Source organism: Sphingomonas sp. BT-65, from assembly GCF_026107375.2.
GTDB lineage: Bacteria > Pseudomonadota > Alphaproteobacteria > Sphingomonadales > Sphingomonadaceae > Sphingomonas.
Map to the genome: position 1 here is coordinate 1 of NZ_JAPCIA010000001.1, position 19,953 is coordinate 19,953.

A 19,953-nucleotide genomic window follows, 5' to 3' on the forward strand; every position below is an offset into this window, starting at 1 on the left:
CCCCACCCGGCCACCCATATGATGCTACCGCTGGGTGGCCGGGTGGGGGAGCGGGCCGGCGCCGCCAACCAAGCAAATGAACGCGCCGATCATCGTCACCGCTGTTCTGGGTCGTTCGGAGCAGGCGGCGCTCGATGCGTTGCGCCGCGAGCATTACCCGCCCGAGCGCAACGTGCTGCCCGCACATCTCACGCTGTTCCATCATCTCCCGCCATCGGTGGAGGACGAGCTCAAGCGCCGGCTGAGCGAGGCGACGCGCGGGGTGCGTGCGCCGGCGGCGAAGGCGGCGGGACTGATGTCGCTTGGGCGCGGGGTGGCGGTGAAGATCGAATCGCCGGGTCTAGCGGCGATCCGGCGCGAGCTGTGCGAGGCGTTCGCCGGGTTGCTGATGCCCCAGGATGCGGGCGGCTGGCGGCCGCACGTGACGATCCAGAACAAGGTTGCGCCGTCGATGGCGAAGCTGCTGATGGCGGCGCTGACCAAGGAATTCCGGCCGCGCGAGGTCGAGATCGCGGGGCTCGCGTCGTGGTGGTATCGCGGCGGACCGTGGGAGCCGCTGTCGCGCCACATGTTCGCTTGACCCGGTTTCAAAGCGCACTTATGTGCGCCGCTCGCCCGCGCCAGACCCGGCGGCGGGCCGCCTTGGTAGGGCGGAGTAGCTCAGTTGGTTAGAGCACGGGAATCATAATCCTGGGGTCGGGGGTTCAAGTCCCTCCTCCGCTACCATCAATGCCCCCGGGACGCTGCTCATACACCGCCCATCCCCGAATCACGGATCGTCTCCATCGCCACGAAGGTCGAGGTGCTGGCGACATGCGGAAGGCTCGAGATGCGCTCGCCGAGCACTTCGCGATAGCGGCGGATATCGGCGGTGCGGACCTTGAGCAGATAGTCGAAGCTGCTCGCGATCATGTGGCATTCCTCGACCTCCGGGATGCGCAGCACGGCGCGGCGGAAGGCGTCGAGCGCGTCCTCGCGCGTGTCGGAGAGCTTCACTTCGGTGAAGGCGATATGGTCGAGGCCGAGGCGTGCCGGATCGACGATCGCGCGGAAACCGCGGATCGTGCCGTTGGCGATCAGCCGCTTCACGCGCACTTGGCAGGGCGTTTTGGACAGGCCGACGCGGGCGGCGAGATCGGTGATCGCGATACGGCCGTCGGCGCGGAGCACGTCGATGATCTTGCGGTCGAACAAGTCCAGATCGGCGGCTTTGCCAGTCATATTTGCCTTCGCGTGGCGGAAAATGAAGGCAGAACGATACGCCAATGGGCCAGCAAAAGTCCAATCGCGAGGCGCAAAGCTGATAGGATGGTGCGACCATCTCGTCCGAGGCTCTCGATGACCGCACCCTTCGCCGATTTCGCGCCGCCCATCCGTCCACAGATCCCGCTGCGCGCGGCGATCACTGCGGCCTATCGCCGGCCCGAGCCCGAGTGCTTGCCCCCGTTGGTAGAGCAGGCGACGCTGCCCGAGGGCACGCGCCAGGCGGCTCGGGCGACCGCGGCGGCGCTGATCACCGCGCTGCGCGCCAAGCACAAGGGCACCGGCGTCGAAGGACTGGTGCAGGAATATGCGCTGTCGAGCCAGGAGGGCGTCGCGCTGATGTGTCTTGCCGAGGCGCTGCTGCGCATCCCCGACGACGACACGCGCGACGCGCTGATCCGTGACAAGATCGCCGATGGCGACTGGAAGTCGCATGTCGGCGACGGGCGCTCGCTGTTCGTCAACGCGGCGACCTGGGGACTGGTGGTGACCGGCAAGCTCACCGGCAGCGTCAACGATGCCGGGCTGGGCGCTGCGCTGACCCGGCTGATCGCGCGCGCGGGCGAGCCGGTGATCCGCCGCGGCGTGGACATGGCGATGCGCATGATGGGCGAGCAGTTCGTGACTGGTGAGACCATCGTCGAGGCGCTAAAACGCGCCCGCCCGCTGGAGGCGCGCGGCTTCCAGTACAGCTACGACATGCTGGGCGAGGCGGCGACGACGATGGTCGACGCCGAGCGTTATTATCGCGATTACGAGAACGCCGTGCGCGCGATCGGCGAGGCGTCGGCGGGACGCGGCGTGGTCGGCGGTCCGGGCATCTCGATCAAGCTCTCGGCTTTGCATCCGCGTTATGCACGGGCGCAGGCGGGCCGCGTGATGGGCGAGTTGCTGCCCAGGGTGAAGGCGCTGGCGGTGCTGGCCAGGGGCTATGACATCGGCTTCAACATCGATGCCGAGGAAGCCGACCGACTGGAGCTGTCGCTCGACCTGCTCGAGAGCCTGGCGCTCGATCCCGACCTCTCCGGATGGGACGGGCTGGGGTTCGTGGTGCAGGCCTATGGCAAGCGCTGCCCGTTCGTGATCGACTGGATCGTCGATCTCGCCGCGCGCGCTGAGCGGCGGATCATGGTGCGGCTGGTCAAGGGTGCGTACTGGGACGCCGAGATCAAGCGTGCGCAGGTCGACGGGCTGCCTGACTTCCCGGTGTACACGCGGAAAATCTATACCGATGTGGCGTACATCGCCTGCGCGCGGAAGCTGCTGGCGAACCGCGACAAGGTGTTCCCGCAGTTCGCGACGCACAATGCGCAGTCGTTGGCGACGATCTATCAGATGGCGGGACCGGATTTCGCGGTCGGCGATTACGAGTTCCAATGCCTCCACGGCATGGGCGAGCCGTTGTACGACGAGGTGGTCGGCCCGGCCAAGCTCAACCGGCCGTGCCGCATCTATGCCCCGGTGGGCACGCACGAGACATTGCTCGCTTATCTGGTACGGCGCCTGCTCGAGAACGGGGCCAACTCGTCCTTCGTCAACCGTATCGCCGATCCCGAAGTGTCGGTGGCCGAGCTGGTAGCCGATCCGGTCGAGCAGGTGCATTCGATGGATGTGGTGGGCGCGAAGCATCCCCTGATCGCGCTGCCCGGCGATCTCTACGGCGCGCGGCGCAATTCGGACGGGCTCGACCTGTCGAGCGAGACGGTGCTGGCGGGGCTCGGCGATGCGCTTCGGGCGAGCGCGGCGGCGGGCTGGGCGGCGGAACCCGCCGACCGGCTCGGCACTTCGCGGCCGGTGTACAATCCGGCGGACGGCAAGGACGTCGTCGGCACGGTGGTCGAGGTCAGCCCCGAGGCGGCGCAGGCCGCGGTTGCTGCGGCGCAGGCGGCTGCGGTGGGCTGGGCGGCGGTGCCTCCGGCCGAGCGCGCTGCATGCCTCGATCGCGCGGCGGACATCATGCAGGAGCGGATGCAAGTGCTGATGGGCCTGATCATGCGCGAGGCGGGCAAGTCTGCGCCCAACGCGATCTCCGAGGTACGCGAGGCGATCGACTTCCTGCGCTATTACGCCGCACAGGCGCGCGCGATGCTCGGCGCGGCGCACAAGCCGCTGGGCGCGGTCACCTGTATCAGCCCGTGGAACTTCCCACTGGCGATCTTCACCGGCCAGATCGCGGCCGCGCTGGTGACGGGCAACACCGTGCTCGCAAAACCTGCCGAGGAGACGCCGCTGATCGCCGCGCAGGGCGTCGCGATCCTGCATGAGGCCGGCATTCCCGCCGCGGCGCTGCAACTGGTGCCGGGCGACGGGAAGATCGGCGCGGCGTTGGTTGCCGCGCCGGGGACTCAGGCGGTGATGTTCACCGGATCGACCGAGGTGGCGCGGATCATCCAGAAGGAGCTGGCCAGGCGGCTGACCGCCGATGGCGCGCCGGTGCCGTTCATTGCCGAGACCGGGGGGCAGAACGCGATGATCGTCGACAGCTCGGCGCTGGCCGAGCAGGTGGTGGGCGACGTGATCGCCTCCGCGTTCGACAGCGCTGGGCAGCGTTGCTCGGCGCTGCGCGTGCTGTGCCTGCAGGAGGATGTGGCGGACCGCATCCTGGGCATGCTCAAGGGTGCGCTGCACGAGCTGTCGATCGGGCGCACCGACAGCCTCGCCACCGATATCGGCCCGGTGATCACCGCCGAGGCCAAGGCCAATATCGAAGGCCATATCGAGAAGATGCGCGGCATGGGCCGGGCGGTCGAGCAGATCGAGCTGGCGGGCGAAACCGCGCAGGGCACCTTCGTGCCGCCGACGATCGTCGAGCTGCAGAGCATCGCCGATCTCGAACGCGAAGTGTTCGGACCGGTGCTGCATGTGGTGCGCTACAAGCGCCGCGATCTCGACCGGGTGATCGATGCGATCAATGCCACGGGCTATGGCCTGACCTTCGGCCTGCACACGCGGCTCGACGAGACGATCGAGCATGTGACCGAGCGGGTCGAGGCGGGCAACCTCTACATCAATCGCAACATCATCGGTGCGGTGGTGGGCGTGCAGCCGTTCGGCGGACGCGGGCTTTCGGGCACCGGGCCCAAGGCGGGCGGGCCGCTCTATCTCGGCCGGCTGGTGCAGGCGGCCACGGTGCCGCCGGGGGTCGCTTCGACGATCGGCGATCCGGCGCTGCGCGACTTCGCGTTGTGGCTTGGCGATGCAGGCGAGGTCGCGCGAGCGGCGGGCGAGGCTTCGCTGGTGGGCGCGCAGGTCGAGCTACCGGGGCCGGTGGGTGAGCGCAACGTCTATGCGCTGCATCCGCGTGGCGCGATCCTGTTGCTGCCACAGACTCGCGAAGGGCTGATCACGCAGGTCGCGGCGGTGCTGGCGACGGGCAATCGCGCAATGATCGGCAACGCGGCGCTGCGTGGCGAGCTCGACGGCGTGCCGGCGCGGGTGTCGGCACGGCTGAGCTGGGCTGACGACTGGCGCAAGGCCGGGCCGTTCAGCGGCGCGCTGATTGAGGGGGATGCCGAGGCGCGCCTGGCGGCGTTGGCGGCGATTGCCGAGCTTCCCGGACCAATCGTGCTGGCGCAGGCGGGGACGCCGCGGCTCGACTGGCTGGTCGAGGAGGTCTCGACCTCGATCAATACCACTGCTGCGGGCGGCAATGCCAGCCTGATGGCCGTGGCCTGAGCGGCAAGCCGCGCTTGGCGCGCCCATAGGGGTTCGCCTTTGCCGCGGCGTTCCGCGCCTGCTACCCGCGCAGCGACGCTTGGGGAGAGGCGAATGCATTACGACGTGGTGATCGTGGGAGCCGGGCATGGCGGCGCGCAGGCGGCGATCGCGCTGCGCCAGGCGAAGTTCGAGGGGAGCATCGCGATCATCGGCGAGGAGCCGGAGCTGCCCTATGAGCGGCCGCCGCTGTCGAAGGAATATTTTTCGGGGGAGAAGGGGTTCGAGCGGATTCTCATCCGTCCGCGTTCCTTCTGGGAAGAACGGAACATTTCCATACTTACCGCCACTCGCGTTGCCGCGGTGGATCCCGCTTCGCACGAGGTAAGGACGGAACAAGGCGACAGCATCGGGTACGGCCACCTGATCTGGGCGACCGGCGGCAACCCGCGGAAGTTGAGTTGCGACGGCGGAAGTTTGCCCGGAGTCCACACGGTGCGCACGCGCGCCGATGCCGACCGGATGCTGGCCGAGCTGCCCCAGGTCACCCGCGCGGTGGTGATCGGCGGGGGCTATATCGGGCTCGAGGCAGCCGCAGTCCTCGCCAAGGCGGGCAAGCAAGTGGTGCTGCTCGAAGCGCTCGACCGCGTGCTGGCGCGGGTCGCGGGCGAGGCGCTCTCGCGCTTCTTCGAGGCCGAGCACCGCGCGCATGGCGTCGACGTGCGGCTGGGCGTCGCAGTCGACGGCATCGAGGCTGCGGACGGCAAGGTCAGTGGCGTGCGGCTCGCGGACGGCGAGCTGATCCCGGCGGAAATGGTGATCGTGGGCATCGGCATCGTCCCCGCGGTCGAGCCGCTGATCGCGGCCGGCGCGGAGGGCGGCAACGGCGTGTCGGTCGACGGCCATTGCCGCACCTCGTTGCCCGACGTGTTCGCGATCGGCGACTGCGCGCTGCACGCGAACGCCTTTGCCGACGGGATGCCGGTGCGGTTGGAGTCAGTGCAGAACGCGCACGACCAGGCGACCGTCGCGGCGAAGACGATCGCCGGGATCGAAGCGCATTACGACGCGGTGCCGTGGTTCTGGTCGAACCAGTACGACTTGAAACTCCAGACGGTAGGGCTTTCGACAGGGCACGACGCGACCGTGGTGCGCGGCGATCCGGCGGCGCGCAGCTTCTCGGTGATCTACTTGAAGGACGGGCAAGTGATCGCGCTCGACTGCGTCAACGCGACCAAGGACTATGTCCAGGGCCGCAAGTTGGTGGTCGAGCGAATGGCGGTCGATCCGGCAAGGCTGGCGGATGCCGCGACGCCGCTCAAGGAACTGGCGGGCTGAGAACCGGATTTCAGCTCATGCGTTGAAGGCGCATGCCTTCGAGCGTGATCCGCAGCTGGAATTACGATCCGGACGCCGCCCGGCTCGACATCCTGTTCGTGAGCGGGCGGCGCTACCGCTATTACGACGTGCCCGACCGCATCGCGCAGGGGATGCGCAGGGCAGTGTCGAAGGGGCAGTATTTCAACCGGCGTATTCGGGACCGATTTCGGTACAAGCTGCAGCGATGAATCCTCAACCGTTGGGCAGGATCAGGTATTTCTCGCCGGTCGCGCGGCGGTTGTAGGCGACGATGATGTCGGGCTGCACCGCCTGGTCGAGCGTGATGCGGCTGGTGTAGCTGCTGGCGAAAGTGGTGCGGAGTTCGGCGGCGACCTTGGTGCGCATGCGGACGACTTCCTCCATGCCGGCCGCCTGGAGATAGGGGGTGAGCAGCCATCCGCCGACGCCCCATTTCATGCCGAAGCCGCGCGCGATCTCGGTCGGCGCGGTGCTGAGGCCGCCATAGATATAGACCTGCTTCATCGTGGTGGAGCCATAGGGGCCGTTGGCGGGATTGGTGCGTACCGCGGCGGCCTCCATCGCGGTGAGGATTTGCCCCGCAAGCTTGCCGCCGCCGATCGCATCGAAGGCGAGGAAGGCCTGGGTCTCGGCGATGGCCTCGATCAGCTGCGCCATGAAATCCGGCGTGCTGCTGTCGACGACATGGGAGGCGCCGAGATCGCGGAGCAGCGCCGCCTGTGCTTCGCTGCGCACGATGTTGACCAGCGGCACGTCCTCGCTGCGGGTGAGCTTGACGAGCATCTGGCCGAGATTGGAAGCGGCGGCGGTGTGGACGAGGCCGGTATAGCCCTCGCGCCGCATCGTGCCGACCATGCCGAGCGCGGTCATCGGATTGACGAAGGAGGAAGCGCCTTCCTCGGCGCTGACGCCCTCGGGAAGCGGAAGGCAATCGCGGGCGCGGAGCAGGCGATACTGCGTGTAGAAACCGCCGCCCGCGGCCGCGACCGTCTTGCCGATCAGCGCCTGCGCAGCGGGATCGTCGCCCGCGGCGGCGACGGTTCCGGCCCCCTCGTTGCCGATCGGGAGCGGCTTGCCGGCGCGCGGGGCGACGGCGCGGCGTGCGGCCTCTGGGATTGCGGCACGGGCGCCGTCGGCGGTGGCGGTAAAGGCGCTGCTGTCGGCGGCGCTCAACAGCACGGCGAGATCGGAAGGGTTGATCGGGGTTGCCTCGACCCGGATCAGCACCTCGTCGCCCTGAGGCGCGGGGACGGGGACGTCGCGTATCGACAGTTCGAGCTGGCCGTCCTCGGTGACCGTGGAGAAGAGCTGGCGGGCCTGCGCGGGAAGGTCGGTCATCTTGGGCATCCTCCTGTTCCCCTCGACCATACCGCCATTTCTAAAAACCGTTCAACCCGACGCCCGCACGATAATCCGCTCGCTTGTGGCGGCGCCTTACGTTAAGGTGAGGTCCATGACCCAGGCTGCTGTCCCGTTCGAAGTTCCGATCCCCGTCGATCCGGCGGATATCGACTTCATGGGGCATGTGAACAATGCCAGCTATCTCAAATGGGTGCAGGAAGCGGTTCTCAGCCATTGGCAGAAGCTCGCTCCGACCGAGGAGGTCGCCAAGCACCTGTGGGTCGCGCTCAAGCACGAGATCACCTATCGCAAACCCGCCTTTCTGAACGACGAGGTGGTGGCGACGGTGCTGCTTGAGAAGGTGCAGGGCGTGCGTGCCTTCTACGAGACGGTGATCCGGCGCGGCGACGAGGTGCTGGCCGAGGTCAAGTCGAGCTGGTGCTGCGTCGACGCCAAGACGTTGCGCCCGGCGCGGATCGCCGAGCATATCGTCGAGCATTTCTTCGGAAAGCGCGAGGGGTAGGGGCGGAAGGCTCCGTCCTTCTCAGACCCCTACGCGCGCGGTCAGCGCCGCCACCATCCAAGCAGCCGCGGACGCGGGCCAATCGCGTTGCGATGCGGTCTGCGCCGCTCGCGTGCGCGGTGGATCGGGGCGACGACGATCATCGAGAAAATGGTGACGATTGCTATCGCAACCGCATAGGCACTCATGAGTCGGGGATCGATAGCAAGTCTCCGGCCGGTAAGCGGGAGCACGAGGTCCCCCAGCCAGCGGCGCTTACGGTCAAATAGACTGCCGATGATTTGAGGAGGCTAGCAGGCCGCGGGGGCCGCGGCCAGCGGCAAGCGCCGATTCAGCCAAGTATTTCGCGCACCGCGGCAACGGCAATCGCCGTTGCCCGGGCATCCTCCGCGTTGCGCGCACGGCGCAGGCCGGAAGTATCGATCAGATGTTGTAGGGTTCGTTCGATTCGGTTGTTCTGAAATTTCACTGGTTTTCCTGTTGGGGTTGCGAAGCCGGTTCGCGGCGTTCGCGCGCGCGATCGACGCTTTCCTGTCGTGCGGCCATGGCGAGCCAGGCGGCTTCGGCACGAAGGCAGCGTTCACGCACATTTTCGAGCGTCGCGGCATCGGCGTCGGCGCGTGCTCGCGCCGCGTGTTCACGATATGGGACTTGCGCCATCGAGTGGCTCCATTGTGGTCGGTGACTGGCGTGCGGCGCGCCGGGGCGACGCCGCACGCTTGAATCGCGGTTACTCTGCCGGGCTGAGATTGACCGCGGCCATCTTGCCGCGGCGATCCTCTTCCAGCTCATAGGTCACGCGCTGGTCCTGGGTGAGCGTGGCCATGCCCGACCGCTCGACGGCCGAGATGTGCACGAACGCGTCGTTGGTGCCGTCATCGGGGGCGATGAAGCCATAGCCCTTGTCGGCGTTGAAGAATTTGACGGTGCCGGTGATGCTCATGGAAAGTTCCTTCTTGTTTCGAGGGGCGAACCGACTGCCGGGATCGCCCCGGTGCCGCGGCTGCAGAAAGAAGGAAGTTGGGGCCGCAAAGCTCCGAGAACCGTCGATTTGCGACTGTAGCGATGGGAATATGGAGCAATAGCGTGAAAAAATCAAGGAGCTCTGCAAAGTCTTCGCGTATGGGCAATAAAATGAGCGAAAAATATTATCCGGCCCGAGGTGCGATCAGTTCCTTGCACCGCGTCATGACCGCAATGCCCTTCGCATCGGTTTCATAGCCACAAATGGTGAATCGGGCACGAAGATTGACGATCGGCATTGCGGCATTGACAATGCGCGCGCGGCTCAGAGCCAGCGCGGCACGCGGTTGGCATAGTCGATATAGGCGTCGCCAAACTTGCCGGCCATGTAGCGCTCCTCGCGCAGCACCACGCCATAATGGATCGTGACCGCGAGCGGGATCAGCATCCAGAACACCACCGGCGCATCCGCGGCGACGCCGATCGCGCAGTAGATCAGTGTCATGCCGAGATACATCGGGTTGCGCGTGAAGCGGTAAATGCCCTGGGCGACGAAGGCGGTGGTCGGCTGCCAGGGCGGCGCGGGCGTGCCGGCGCGGCGGAAGCGCGACACGGCCGCGACGATCGCCGCGACGCCGAGGAGCAGGAACAGCGCGGTGACGGTCCAGCGCAACGCCGCGGGCATGTCGAGACCCTGCGTCCGCACGACGAGGAATTCGAGCGCGAGGCCGAGAATCAGGAAGCCGAGATACAGGAGCGGCGGTGGGGCGATAACGCCAGCGGTGTCGCGTGTCGGTTCGGTCATGGCGGTCCCTTAACCCGTCGAATCGAACTTGTCGCGCTTGCGCTGGCCGAACAGCAGGCGGCGCTCGAGATGGAGGCGCGCGGCGGTGTAATAGGCCTCGAGGAAGGCGCGGTCCTCGCTCCAGCTTCCGCCCTGGTCGCGGCGGCCGATCTTGCGGCGGATGACCCCGGCGACGGTCGTGACCGTGTCGGGGTCGTTGCGGTGGAGCACGTCCTCCAGCCGCTGGATCTCGAACTGGCCGTAGGTTTCGAGCTCGTGCGGCGTGAAGCCCCAGGCGTCGGTCCGCGCGCTGTCGTTGGCGGCGAGCAGATCGGGCGCGATCTTCGGCCGCTCATTCTCCACCACCCAGGTGCCCGCGATCAGGTCTCCGGCGCGCAGGCGGTCGCGATTGAACAGCGGCATGAACAGGAAGATCCCCGTCCAGGCGAAGCCGAGCAGCGCCAGCCAGCGATTGCTGAACCCCTGGGCCTGCGCGCTGAGCAGGAAGATGAGCGGCAGGAACACCTCCACCTCGCGCATCAGGTTGCGCGCCAGGATCGCGCCGCCGGTGAGCCGTCCGCCGTCGCGCGCGACGACGCGCAGCTTGAGCATGCGCTTGCCGGGCGTGGCGGCGCGCACGCCGCTCTCGAACAGGGTGAAGTAGAAATTGCGCAGCAGGAAGAAGCCGAGCAGCCAGATGATCGCGGCCGGGCCGATGGTGCGGAAGCCGCCGATGATGAAGAAGGCGAGGACGGTGAGCGCGATGAGGATCACGAGCATGATCACCGCGTCGACCGTGAACGCGCCCGCGCGCGACCCCGCGCTGGCGAGGCGCAGGTGAAGCGTCACGCCCTCCGGCGTCACCAGCTCGCGCAGGCGGCGCTCCTTCTTGTCGGCGGCGGTGCGCGGCTCAGCCATGCGCGCGGCGTCCGCCCAGCGCGAAATAGCCGACCCACAAAGCTAACATCGCCGCGGCGATCGCGAAGCGCGCACCATCGGCGGTGATCAGCTGGCGCGCAAAGCCTTCGAGCAGGCCGGCGACGAGCAGCATGATCACCACCCCGATCATCACCAGCGCAGCGCGGCGCCCGGCCTCTCCGGCGGCAGCCATACGCGTGCGCGTGCCGGGAAAGGCGACGGCGCGCCCGATATGGAGGCCCGCCGCGCCGGCGAGGATGATCGCGCTCAATTCGGTCGAGCCGTGGATCATCAGCCAGCCGGTGAGGCCGACGCCGAGCCCCTTGGGGATGAACGCCGCGTACATCGCGCCGAGCAGCACGCCGTTGCTTGCGATCAGGAAGAAGGTCGGGATGCCGAAGGCGAAACCGAGTGCGAACGCCATGATCGAGATCTGGGCGTTGTGGGTGAAGAGGAAGGTGGCGAACACCTCGAGCCCGCCCTCCTTGGGACGGTCATAGAGGGTGGAGCGGAGATAGTCGGCGGTCGCGTTCATGTCGCGGCCGCTCGCCATCTCGGGCGGGATGATCGCATTGAACCAGGCCGGATCGCTGAGCACGAGGAAATAGCCCGCGACCGCGCTGGCAAGGAACAAGGCGGCGATCAGCAAGGTCTCGGGAAAGATGCCGCGCACCGCGGCGGGCCAGCCATAAGCGAAGAAGCCGCCGATCTGGCGCCAAAGCGGCTCGCGACAGCCGTAGAGGATGAAATAGGCGCGGGTGGAGAGGCTCTCGAGATAGGCGATCATCGACGCGTCGAGCGAGGTTTCGCGCGCGATCGACAGCGCCGAGAGCGTGGTGCGATAAAGACGCGGGAGTTCGACCAGATCCTCGTTGGTGAGGCGCTTGGGCGACTTCTTCTCGACGAGGTCGAGCAATGCTTCGAGACGCTGCCAGTCGGCCTCGCGCTCGGTGCGGAAATGGCGGACGCCGAAGGCGGGAGCGGTAGAGGCGGTCATGGGCGTTCGCGGTCCCGGACATAGCGTTCGGCGAGAGTGAGGGCGAGGTCGTCGGGATTTGCCTCGAGCACGTCGATGCCGAGACGCTTCAGCCGCTCGATGACGATACGGCGCTCGCGGATCAGGGTGTGGGCGATATTGACGCGGATCACATCGTCGACCTGCTCGGGGCGCGCATCGAGGATCGCGTCGAGCTCGGTGTCGTGGAACAGCACGAACAGCACGCGGTGGCGCTTGAGCATGCGTGCCGCGGCGGAGATCATCAGTTCGGCCGAGGTCGGATCGGTGAACTCGGTGAACAGGATGACGAGGCTGCGGCGCTGGAGGCGCTGGTCGAGCGTGACGAGCGAGAGGGTGAAGTTGCTCTCCTCCGCGCCATAGTCGATTGCCGCGGCGGTGCGGTGGAGCGTGGCGAAACCGCTGCTTCCGCTGACGCTGCCCGAATCCGCGCTGGGGCGGCCGGCGAAGCCGAACAGGCGGACCTGGTCGCCGGACTTGAGCGCGACGAACGCGGCGAGCAGCGCGGCGGAGACGGCGCGGTCGATGCGGGGGAGGCCGTCGACGGGCTCGCTCATCGCGCGGCCGCAGTCGATCGCGAAGACGACGCTGTTGTCGCGCTCGGTGCGGAATTCGCGTGCGAGTAGGGAGAAGTGGCGCGCCGAGGCCTTCCAGTCGATCGCGCGGCGCTCCATGCCCGGCTGGAAATCGGTGAGCGACTGGAACTCGGTGCCGTCGCCGCTGTCGGGACGGATGCGCGTGCCGAACTGGCGGCTGCGCAGGAACTGGCGCATGCCCTGCTCGCGCACCGGGCGCAGGCTGGGCAGGACGCGCACCTCGCCGTCCTCCGCACGGCTGCGCTGGCGCCAGGCGAGGCCGAGCGGGCCGGCGACCCGGGCCCAGATGCGCGCGACCTTCGCCGTGCCGCGGCGGCTGGCGGCGTAGCGGAGCGGCGCGGCGGCGGGATCGAGCGGTGCGGAGACCTCGGCGGCGTAGCGCAGCGCCGGGCCGCCCGCAGGGACGAGCTCGACCTTGTCGCCGACCTCGACCGAGCCGGGGAAGGCGGTGGCGAGATCGGCGTCGCGCAGCCGCGGGGCGAGCGCGCCGTCGAGGAAGGTGAGGACGAGGATCGCGAACACCCAGAACAGCGCGAACAGCCAGCCGTCCGGGCGAACAACGCCGAGCACCAGCGCGAGCGGGGCGGCCGCCAGCACCAGCGCCACCGCGCGCTGGGTGGGAACGATCAACGCGGTGCCTCGACCCGGTCGATCAGCTGCGCGACGATATCGTCGGCGCGGCGCCCGTCGATCTCGGCCGCGGGCGAGAGCACGACGCGATGGCGCAGCAGCGGCTGGGCGAGCAGCTTGACGTCGTCGGGGATGACATAGTCGCGGCCCTCGAGCGCGGCGGCGGCGCGGGCGGCGGCGGCGAGCGCCGAGGCCGCGCGGGGCGAGGCGCCGTTGGCGAGATCGGGATGGCCGCGGGTCGAGCGGATCAGCGCCACGACATAGGCGATCACCTCGTCTGCGAGCTTGACGCCAAGCACCGTTTCGCTCGCAGCGGCGATCCCGGCATGGTCGGCGACCTGCGCGACGCCGCTGTCCTCGGGCCGCGGCGATCCGGTGCGGGTGCCGTATTGCGCGACGATCGCGCGCTCGGCTGCTTCGTCGGGATAATCGATCGCAAGCTTGAACAGGAAGCGGTCGAGCTGCGCTTCGGGCAGGGGATAGACGCCCTGCTGCTCGATCGGGTTCTGAGTCGCGACGACGGTGAAATGGTCGGAGAGTTTTTCGGTGCCGCCGTCGATGGTTATAGACCGTTCCTGCATCGCTTCGAGAAGCGCGGCCTGAGTCTTGGGCGGGGTGCGGTTGATCTCGTCGGCGAGCAGCAGCTCGGTGAACACCGGGCCGCGCTTGAGCTCGAAGGTCGAGGTCTGGAAGTTGAACAGGCTGGTGCCAAGGATGTCGCCGGGCATCAGGTCGGGCGTGAACTGGATGCGGCCGAATTCGAGCCCGAGCGTGCGCGCGAAGCTCTGCGCGAGCAGGGTCTTGGCGGTACCGGGGGCGCCCTCGAGCAGGACATGGCCGCCCGAGAGCAAGGCGACGGTGAGCAGCCGCGTCGTCGCCGACTGGCCGACGACCGCTTTCGCCACCTCGGCATCGATCGCCGCGCCCAATGCGCGGACGTCTTCCAGGTTCATGCCTTCACTTCCTTTCGCCAATCGTCGAGTTTCTGTGCCGCGTGGAGCAACTCCGCCTCGGTTTTCGCGGTGCGGACCTGCGAGGCCGAGGCGGCATAGGAGGTTTGCGTGGGCAGGGCGTCGAGATGCGCGTCGAGCGTCTCGCCCTGCAGGGTGCGCGGTAGCGCGAGGCGGCGTGCCGCCCAGTCGCGGATCGCGTCCGCAAAGGCTTCGCCGCCGTCACGCGTGCGGCCGGCGCGGCGGGCGAGGCTGACGATGTTCTCGATCAGCGCACGCTTGCCGAAATCGAGCGCGCGCGGCTCGCGGCGCGGCGGGCCGAAGCGCGCCCAGGTGGCGAGGCCAGCGAGCAGCGCGGCGGCGAACAGCGCGAGCGTGACGCCGAGGAAGGGTGGCTCGAGCATCAGTTGGACGAGATTGCGGCCGCCCGCGCCATAGGGGAGCATCGTATCGAAGTTGATCGTGCCGGGATTGTCGGGGTCGAGCGCGGCGAGCAGCGCAATCGCGGCCTGGGCGTTCTGGCGATGCGCCAGGCCATAATTGTTGAGCAGATCCGGGTCGGCGAGGATGTAGATGTGCTTGCCCGGCACCTCGCCCAGCACGGCGCTGCCGTCCGGCGCGGCGATCAGCGAGTAGATCTTGTCGCCGTCCAGCGACTGCACGGTCTCCGGCGTGCGGAACGGACGGAGGTCGAGGCTGGTGGGGTAGGTGAGCCGCACCTTCGAATGGTGGTCGACCGTGACCTTGGTGACCGGCGCGAGCATGCGCATCAGCGTCGGTGCGGCGATCGCGGTCAACCGCTCCTCGCGATTCGGCCGAAGCTGCTGCGGGGCGGAGACCCATTTGGGCAGGATGATCAGCACCGGCGCGCTCTCGCCCGCCGCATCCTTGAGCGCGGCCTCGAGCTCGGCAGGCTTGGTCTGCAGGTTCGGGGTCAGGATCAGCAGCCCTTGCCCCGGCCGCGCGGCGGCGTCGCCCGAGAGCGCGACGGTGCCCCCGGACTGCTCGATCAGGTTGTTGAGCGCGCGGAAGCCGGTGGCGAAGCGCGAAGTGGGGCTAGGGGCATTGCCGCGCTGGCGGTCGACCAGCCCGCCATAGCCGCTGACCAGCAGGAAGCCGAGCATGAGCGCCACGCCGGCGGCGATCAGCAGCAGGACAGTGCGCGGACGGAAGGGGTTGACGGCATCGGCACCAGGCTCGCTTATTCCTCCCCCGGAGGGGGAGGGGGACCGCCGAAGGCGGTGGAGGGGTAGTCGCCACAAATGGACCGGCCCGCGGGGGGAGAATACCCCTCCACCAGCTTCGCTGGTCCCCCTCCCCCTCCGGGGGAGGAATTGAGTTGATCTGGCGCCGTTCATCGGTGCCCCAGCGCGAATCCGGCATAGTCGGCGCGGGCGCGGGTCCAGTCCGCCTCGCCGAGCGGATTGCCGGCGAACAGGCTGCGCTCGACGTCGGCGACGATCCGGCCGAAGACGGTGCGGGCGGCGTCGGGCAAGCTCTCGAACGCTGCGATGTCGCGGCTGGTGAGCGAGGGGCGCAGCGAATCGCCGCGCCAGCGCTCGATATCCTCGATGCTGCGATGGAGGATCAGGCGCACCGCCTCGGCATAGCGGCCCGCGGCGGCGAGGCGGTCGGCCTCGTCGAGCAAGGCGCGCGCGGCGCCGGCGTCGGGCGTCCAACCGGCGGGTTCGACGCTAGCCTCGCCGCGGCGGAACAGGCGCGCGGAGATCCATTCGCGGACCACGGGGAACAGGGCGAGGAGGAGGGCGATCACCACCAGCGCGATCGCGATCCACATCAGCACATACCAGCCGCCGCCGACCCAGTCGACGAAGCGGGCCAGCGCCTCGAACAGCTCGATCAGCCAGCGCGGCGGCTGGTTGACCTCGGGCTGACGCCAGGGAAGGTCGAACTGGATCGCGGGATCGGCACGCACCGCGCGATGCGCGGCATCGACGCGCGCCGGATCGCCAAAGGCGGCGGCGCCCTGCTGAGCGGCCCCCTGCTGAACGGCGCTGCCTGCGCCCGGTGCCGTCACTGGATTTCCCCCATGGCTGTGAGCGTTGGAGCAAATCGCCAAATTGCGCGCAACGCTTTTCGACCCTAACGGTTGGGAAACCGGGCTGTATGACCGGAATCGATCGAGCAGAGAGGGGCACAGCGAGTTGATCCGTACCATTATCGGCGTCGCCGCCGCCGCAGGCCTGGCCGCGTGTTCGGCCAGCGCGGAGGACAAACCCAAGAGCGCCGCGTCGGATGCGCCGGCGCAACGCGGGCCGGGCAAGGGCAAGGGGTTCGACCATGATCCCTATCCCTCAACCTACCGGGTCTATCCGGGCGTGCCGACGCTGTTGACCAACGTCACGATTCTCGACGGCGAGGGCGGGCGGATCGACAATGGCGCGGTGCTCTTCCGCGACGGCAAGATCGCCGAGGTCGGCCAGTCGATCGCGGCGCCCGAGGGGGCCCAGGTGGTCGACGGGCGCGGCAAGTACGTTACCCCCGGCGTGATCGATGTGCACAGCCATCTCGGCGACTATCCGAGCCCCGGCGTGCAGGCGCATTCGGACGGCAACGAGATGACCGCGCCCGTGACCGCTGAGGTCTGGGCCGAGCACAGCGTGTGGCCGCAGGACCCGGGGTTCAGCCGTGCGCTGACCAATGGCGGGGTGACCACGCTGCAGATCCTGCCCGGCTCGGCCAACCTGTTCGGCGGGCGATCGGTGACGCTCAAGAACGTCTATGCCCGCACGATGCAGGGGATGAAGTTCCCGGGCGCGCCCTATGGCCTCAAGATGGCGTGCGGCGAGAACCCCAAGCGAGTCTATGGCGCGCGCCAGCGCATGCCGGCGACGCGGATGGGCAACATCGCGCTCGACCGCGCCACCTGGGCCAAGGCGCAGGAGTATAAGCGGCGTTGGGACCGTTACGAGGACAAGGGCGGCGAGGTTCCCACGCGCGATCTGGCGATGGACACGCTGCGCGGCGTGCTCGACGGCGAGATCATCGTCCACAACCACTGCTACCGCGCCGACGAGATGGCCATCGTGCTCGATATGGCCAGGGAGTTCGGGTACAAGGTGGGCACGTTCCACCATGCGGTGGAAGCCTACAAGATCGCCGACCTGCTCAAGGCCAACGGGACCTGCGCGGCGGTGTGGGCCGACTGGTGGGGCTTCAAGATGGAGTCCTATGACGCGATCAAGGAAAACCTTGCGATCCTCGAGCGCGAAGGCGCGTGCGGCATGATCCATTCGGACGACGCCAACGGCATCCAGCGCCTGAACCAGGAGATCGCCAAGGTGCGCGCCGCGGCGAAGCGCGCCGGCTTCGACGTGCCCGAGGAGATCGCGTGGAAATGGGCGGCAATCACCCCGGCGAAGGCGCTGGGGATCGACAAGGTCACCGGCAGCCTCAAGCCTGGCAAGATGGCCGATGTGGTGCTGTGGAACGGCAATCCGTTCAGCGTCTATACCCGGCCCGAAAAGGTGTGGATCGACGGCGCGCTCCTATATGACGCTTATGACCCCAAACGACGGCCCGTATCCGACTTCGAGCTGGGTCAGCCGGGCGAGGGAGACGTGAAATGAAGGCGCTCCTTCTTACAGCGGCCGCGCTCGGCGTGGCGGTGCCGGCGGCGGCGCAGACCGTGGCTGTGACCAATGCCAGGCTGGTGACCGGTGACGGAGCGGCGCCGCTCGAGGGCGGCACGGTGGTGGTGCGCGATGGGCGCGTGGTCGCGGCTGGGCGCGGGGTCGCGGTACCGGCGGGCGTGACCGTCGTGGACGCGGGCGGACGCTGGGTGACGCCGGGCATCTTCGCGGGCTTCACGCGGATGGGCATCGTCGAGGTCGACGGAGTCAACGAGACCAACGACGCGGGCGCGAACAGCTCGCCGTTCAACGCGGCGATCGATGTGGTGCCCGCGGTCAACCCGCGGACCAGCGCGATCACCGTCAACCGCGCCGAGGGCGTGACGCGCGCGGTGGTCGCGCCGCAGGCGCGCGGGTCGATCTTCGGCGGGCAGGGCGCGATCATCGATCTTGGCGCCGATATGGACGCGGTGACCAAGGCGCGCGCCTTCCAGTTCATGGAATATGGCGAGACCGGCGCGGCGCGCGCCGGGGGCAGCCGCCCGGCCGCCTATGCGATGCTCAAGAACATCCTGTTCGAGGTGCGCGACTATGCCCGCGCGCCGGGCAGCTTCGCCGATCGCGGCAAGGATGCGCTGCTGACTCGCGCCGACGCGCAGGCGCTGGTGCCGGTGGTCAACGGCACGGTGCCGCTGCTGGTTCATGTCGAGCGAGCGTCCGACATCCTCGTGATGCTCGACCTCAAGCGCGAGATGCCGGGGCTCAAACTGGTGCTGGTCGGCGCGACCGAGGGCTGGACCGTGGCGCGGCAGATCGCGGCGGCGAAGGTGCCGGTGCTCGCCTCGGCGCTCGCCGACCTGCCGGCCTCGTTCGAGCAGCTCGCGGCGACCCAGTCGAACATCGGGCGGCTGCAAGCGGCAGGCGTGACCGTGGGTATCGGGATGATCAACGATGACGAGGCGCGGCAGGCGCGACTCGTCAAGCAATATGCCGGCAACCTCGTCGCTTTGGGCAAAATTCCGGGTGCGGCAGGGCTCGACTGGGGGCAGGCGTTCGCGGCGATCAGTTCGAAGCCGGCCGAGGCGATGGGGATGGGCGGCGAATTCGGCTCGCTGCGGCCTGGGCGGCGCGGTGACGTGGTGATCTGGGATGGCGACCCGCTCGAGATCGGAACCGCGGCCGTGCGCGTGTTCATCGACGGGGTCGAGCAACCGCTCGACACGCGCCAGGACAAGCTCAAGCAACGCTATTTCGATCCGAAGGAGGGTGCTTTGCCGAAGGCGTACGAGCGCTGAGCGCGAACGAACAGCCCGGTACCCTGGCGGAGCCGCGCCGCGCCGGACGGCCGCGCGACCCCGCCAAATATGGCGCGATCGTCGAGGCGGCGCGCGAGGCATTCTTTGCGCGTGGCTTTCAGGCAGCGACGATCGAGGACATCGCGCACACGGCGGGCGTGTCCAAAGTGACCGTCTATAGCCGCTTCGGGGACAAGGAGACGCTGTTCGAGGAGGTGATCCGCGTCGAGAGCGGGCGGATGGCGGCGGCGTTCGAGGATACGCTGGCGCGCGGGCATACGCTGGAGGACCAGCTCAACGCATTCGGCATCGCGCTCGCCGAGTTCAAATATAGCGAGGAGCATCAAGCGGTCGACCGCGTGCTGATGAACGAGATCGCGCAGATCCCGGAACTCGCACGGCGCTTCTATGCGGCGGGTCCGCAGCTCTGTTTCGACCGGCTGTCGCAGGTGCTGGGCGATGCCGCGGCGCATGGCGAGATCGAGATCGACGACCCGATGCGCGCGGCGGAGGATATTTGCGGGCTGTGGCTGGGCGCTGGCGATATGGGGATCAAGCTGGGGCTCGAGCCCTTGCCCTCGCCGCAGGTGATCCGCGCCAAGGTGATGCGGGCGACGCGGCTATTTCTCAAGATGGTCGGATCGAAGCCGTGACGATCGGCGTTGTGGGCGCGATGGAGGTGCAATTCATGCGGACGACTTATCTGACGATCACCGCGGCGCTGGCGCTCTCGGCTTGCGGCGGTGGCGGGCAGCAGGCGGTGAACGACGCCGCGGCCAACAACATGGTCGAGAATGTCGCGGACGCGACCAACTATCAGGCCGAAGTGATCGCACTGCCGCCGGCGCTGCAGAATGGCGTGTTCCTGCGCGCGGTGCGTGATGCTGGGTTCAATTGCCAGGAAGTGACCGAGACCGAGCGCTTCGATCCGGTCCAGGGCAATCCGGCGTGGCGCGTGACGTGCGACAACCGCACCCCGCACCTGATCTCGATCACGCGCGACGGCACCGCGAAGATCGTCAGCCGCACCGACGCGAGCTAGGTCCTAGCCCGATAAAAGAGGGGAGGC

The 19,953-nt window shown here is 68.2% G+C and carries 21 protein-coding genes and 1 tRNA gene; 10 read left to right on the top strand and 12 right to left on the bottom strand.

What is annotated here, in order from left to right; translation table 11 throughout:
• Positions 1 to 76 precede the first annotated feature (76 nt).
• A complete protein-coding gene (locus OK349_RS00005) occupies positions 77 to 580 on the top strand; it encodes a 2'-5' RNA ligase family protein (protein ID WP_265115788.1) in 504 nt (167 codons plus the stop codon).
• 69 nt (positions 581 to 649) lie between these two features.
• Positions 650 to 726 (top strand) — tRNA-Met (locus OK349_RS00010).
• 21 nt (positions 727 to 747) lie between these two features.
• Here OK349_RS00010 and OK349_RS00015 read toward each other — a convergent pair.
• Positions 748 to 1,221 carry an Lrp/AsnC family transcriptional regulator gene (locus OK349_RS00015; protein ID WP_265115789.1) on the bottom strand — a complete coding sequence of 158 codons (474 nt, stop codon included), beginning with the start codon at positions 1,219 to 1,221 and terminating at the stop codon, positions 748 to 750.
• Positions 1,222 to 1,338: 117 nt separating this feature from the next.
• On the opposite strand from OK349_RS00015, the gene putA reads away from it, so the two are divergent.
• From putA to OK349_RS00030, 3 genes are all read left to right on the top strand, one after another.
• Positions 1,339 to 4,938, top strand: coding sequence for a trifunctional transcriptional regulator/proline dehydrogenase/L-glutamate gamma-semialdehyde dehydrogenase (gene putA, locus OK349_RS00020; RefSeq protein ID WP_372340523.1), 3,600 nt, complete (start codon positions 1,339 to 1,341; stop codon positions 4,936 to 4,938).
• Between the two features lie 93 nt (positions 4,939 to 5,031).
• Entirely contained in the window at positions 5,032 to 6,255 is a 1,224-nt protein-coding gene (locus OK349_RS00025; protein WP_265115791.1) for an NAD(P)/FAD-dependent oxidoreductase, read from the top strand.
• Between the two features lie 44 nt (positions 6,256 to 6,299).
• Positions 6,300 to 6,485 (top strand): KTSC domain-containing protein, encoded by a 186-nt coding sequence (locus OK349_RS00030; protein WP_265115792.1) that lies wholly within the window; start codon positions 6,300 to 6,302, stop codon positions 6,483 to 6,485.
• A gap of 4 nt (positions 6,486 to 6,489) precedes the next feature.
• On the opposite strand, the gene OK349_RS00035 is transcribed toward OK349_RS00030, so the two are convergent.
• Complete coding sequence (locus OK349_RS00035; RefSeq protein ID WP_265115793.1) at positions 6,490 to 7,614, bottom strand: zinc-binding dehydrogenase; 1,125 nt, start codon at positions 7,612 to 7,614, stop codon at positions 6,490 to 6,492.
• Between the two features lie 115 nt (positions 7,615 to 7,729).
• Between OK349_RS00035 and OK349_RS00040 the strand changes: the two genes are divergently transcribed.
• Positions 7,730 to 8,140, top strand: a complete 411-nt coding sequence (locus OK349_RS00040; RefSeq protein WP_372340524.1) for an acyl-CoA thioesterase — start codon at positions 7,730 to 7,732, stop codon at positions 8,138 to 8,140.
• Positions 8,141 to 8,471: 331 nt separating this feature from the next.
• On the opposite strand, the gene OK349_RS00045 is transcribed toward OK349_RS00040, so the two are convergent.
• The 10 genes from OK349_RS00045 to OK349_RS00090 all read right to left on the bottom strand — a co-directional run bounded on the left by OK349_RS00045 (position 8,472) and on the right by OK349_RS00090 (position 16,034).
• Positions 8,472 to 8,609 carry a hypothetical protein gene (locus OK349_RS00045; RefSeq protein WP_265115795.1) on the bottom strand — a complete coding sequence of 46 codons (138 nt, stop codon included), beginning with the start codon at positions 8,607 to 8,609 and terminating at the stop codon, positions 8,472 to 8,474.
• Complete coding sequence (locus OK349_RS00050; protein WP_265115796.1) at positions 8,606 to 8,800, bottom strand: hypothetical protein; 195 nt, start codon at positions 8,798 to 8,800, stop codon at positions 8,606 to 8,608. The genes OK349_RS00045 and OK349_RS00050 overlap by 4 nt, the downstream gene beginning before the upstream one ends.
• A 70-nt stretch (positions 8,801 to 8,870) precedes the next feature.
• On the bottom strand, positions 8,871 to 9,083 hold the full coding sequence (locus tag OK349_RS00055; protein WP_265115797.1) for a cold-shock protein: 213 nt from the start codon (positions 9,081 to 9,083) through the stop codon (positions 8,871 to 8,873).
• A gap of 345 nt (positions 9,084 to 9,428) precedes the next feature.
• Positions 9,429 to 9,908 carry a methyltransferase family protein gene (locus OK349_RS00060; RefSeq protein WP_265115798.1) on the bottom strand — a complete coding sequence of 160 codons (480 nt, stop codon included), beginning with the start codon at positions 9,906 to 9,908 and terminating at the stop codon, positions 9,429 to 9,431.
• Between the two features lie 9 nt (positions 9,909 to 9,917).
• Complete coding sequence (locus OK349_RS00065) at positions 9,918 to 10,805, bottom strand: RDD family protein (RefSeq protein WP_265115799.1); 888 nt, start codon at positions 10,803 to 10,805, stop codon at positions 9,918 to 9,920.
• Positions 10,798 to 11,802, bottom strand: coding sequence for a stage II sporulation protein M (locus OK349_RS00070; RefSeq protein ID WP_265115800.1), 1,005 nt, complete (start codon positions 11,800 to 11,802; stop codon positions 10,798 to 10,800). The genes OK349_RS00065 and OK349_RS00070 overlap by 8 nt, the downstream gene beginning before the upstream one ends.
• Entirely contained in the window at positions 11,799 to 13,046 is a 1,248-nt protein-coding gene (locus OK349_RS00075) for a DUF58 domain-containing protein (RefSeq protein WP_265115801.1), read from the bottom strand. The genes OK349_RS00070 and OK349_RS00075 overlap by 4 nt, the downstream gene beginning before the upstream one ends.
• Positions 13,043 to 13,999, bottom strand: coding sequence for an AAA family ATPase (locus OK349_RS00080; protein ID WP_265115802.1), 957 nt, complete (start codon positions 13,997 to 13,999; stop codon positions 13,043 to 13,045). Before OK349_RS00080 ends, OK349_RS00075 begins: the two co-directional genes overlap by 4 nt.
• Positions 13,996 to 15,120: a DUF4350 domain-containing protein gene (locus tag OK349_RS00085; RefSeq protein WP_372340562.1), complete on the bottom strand. Its 1,125-nt coding sequence runs from the start codon at positions 15,118 to 15,120 to the stop codon at positions 13,996 to 13,998. The genes OK349_RS00080 and OK349_RS00085 overlap by 4 nt, the downstream gene beginning before the upstream one ends.
• Positions 15,121 to 15,350: 230 nt before the next feature.
• Positions 15,351 to 16,034, bottom strand: coding sequence for a hypothetical protein (locus OK349_RS00090; RefSeq protein WP_265115804.1), 684 nt, complete (start codon positions 16,032 to 16,034; stop codon positions 15,351 to 15,353).
• A gap of 127 nt (positions 16,035 to 16,161) precedes the next feature.
• Here OK349_RS00090 and OK349_RS00095 point away from each other — a divergent pair, with 127 nt between their 5' ends.
• The 4 genes from OK349_RS00095 (at position 16,162) to OK349_RS00110 (ending at position 19,926) form a co-directional block, all read left to right on the top strand.
• Positions 16,162 to 17,586, top strand: coding sequence for an amidohydrolase (locus tag OK349_RS00095; RefSeq protein ID WP_265115805.1), 1,425 nt, complete (start codon positions 16,162 to 16,164; stop codon positions 17,584 to 17,586).
• On the top strand, positions 17,583 to 18,884 hold the full coding sequence (locus OK349_RS00100; RefSeq protein WP_265115806.1) for an amidohydrolase family protein: 1,302 nt from the start codon (positions 17,583 to 17,585) through the stop codon (positions 18,882 to 18,884). Before OK349_RS00095 ends, OK349_RS00100 begins: the two co-directional genes overlap by 4 nt.
• A 77-nt stretch (positions 18,885 to 18,961) precedes the next feature.
• Positions 18,962 to 19,537, top strand: a complete 576-nt coding sequence (locus OK349_RS00105) for a TetR/AcrR family transcriptional regulator (RefSeq protein WP_265118497.1) — start codon at positions 18,962 to 18,964, stop codon at positions 19,535 to 19,537.
• Complete coding sequence (locus OK349_RS00110) at positions 19,534 to 19,926, top strand: hypothetical protein (RefSeq protein WP_265115807.1); 393 nt, start codon at positions 19,534 to 19,536, stop codon at positions 19,924 to 19,926. Before OK349_RS00105 ends, OK349_RS00110 begins: the two co-directional genes overlap by 4 nt.
• The last annotated feature ends 27 nt before the right edge of the window (positions 19,927 to 19,953 follow it).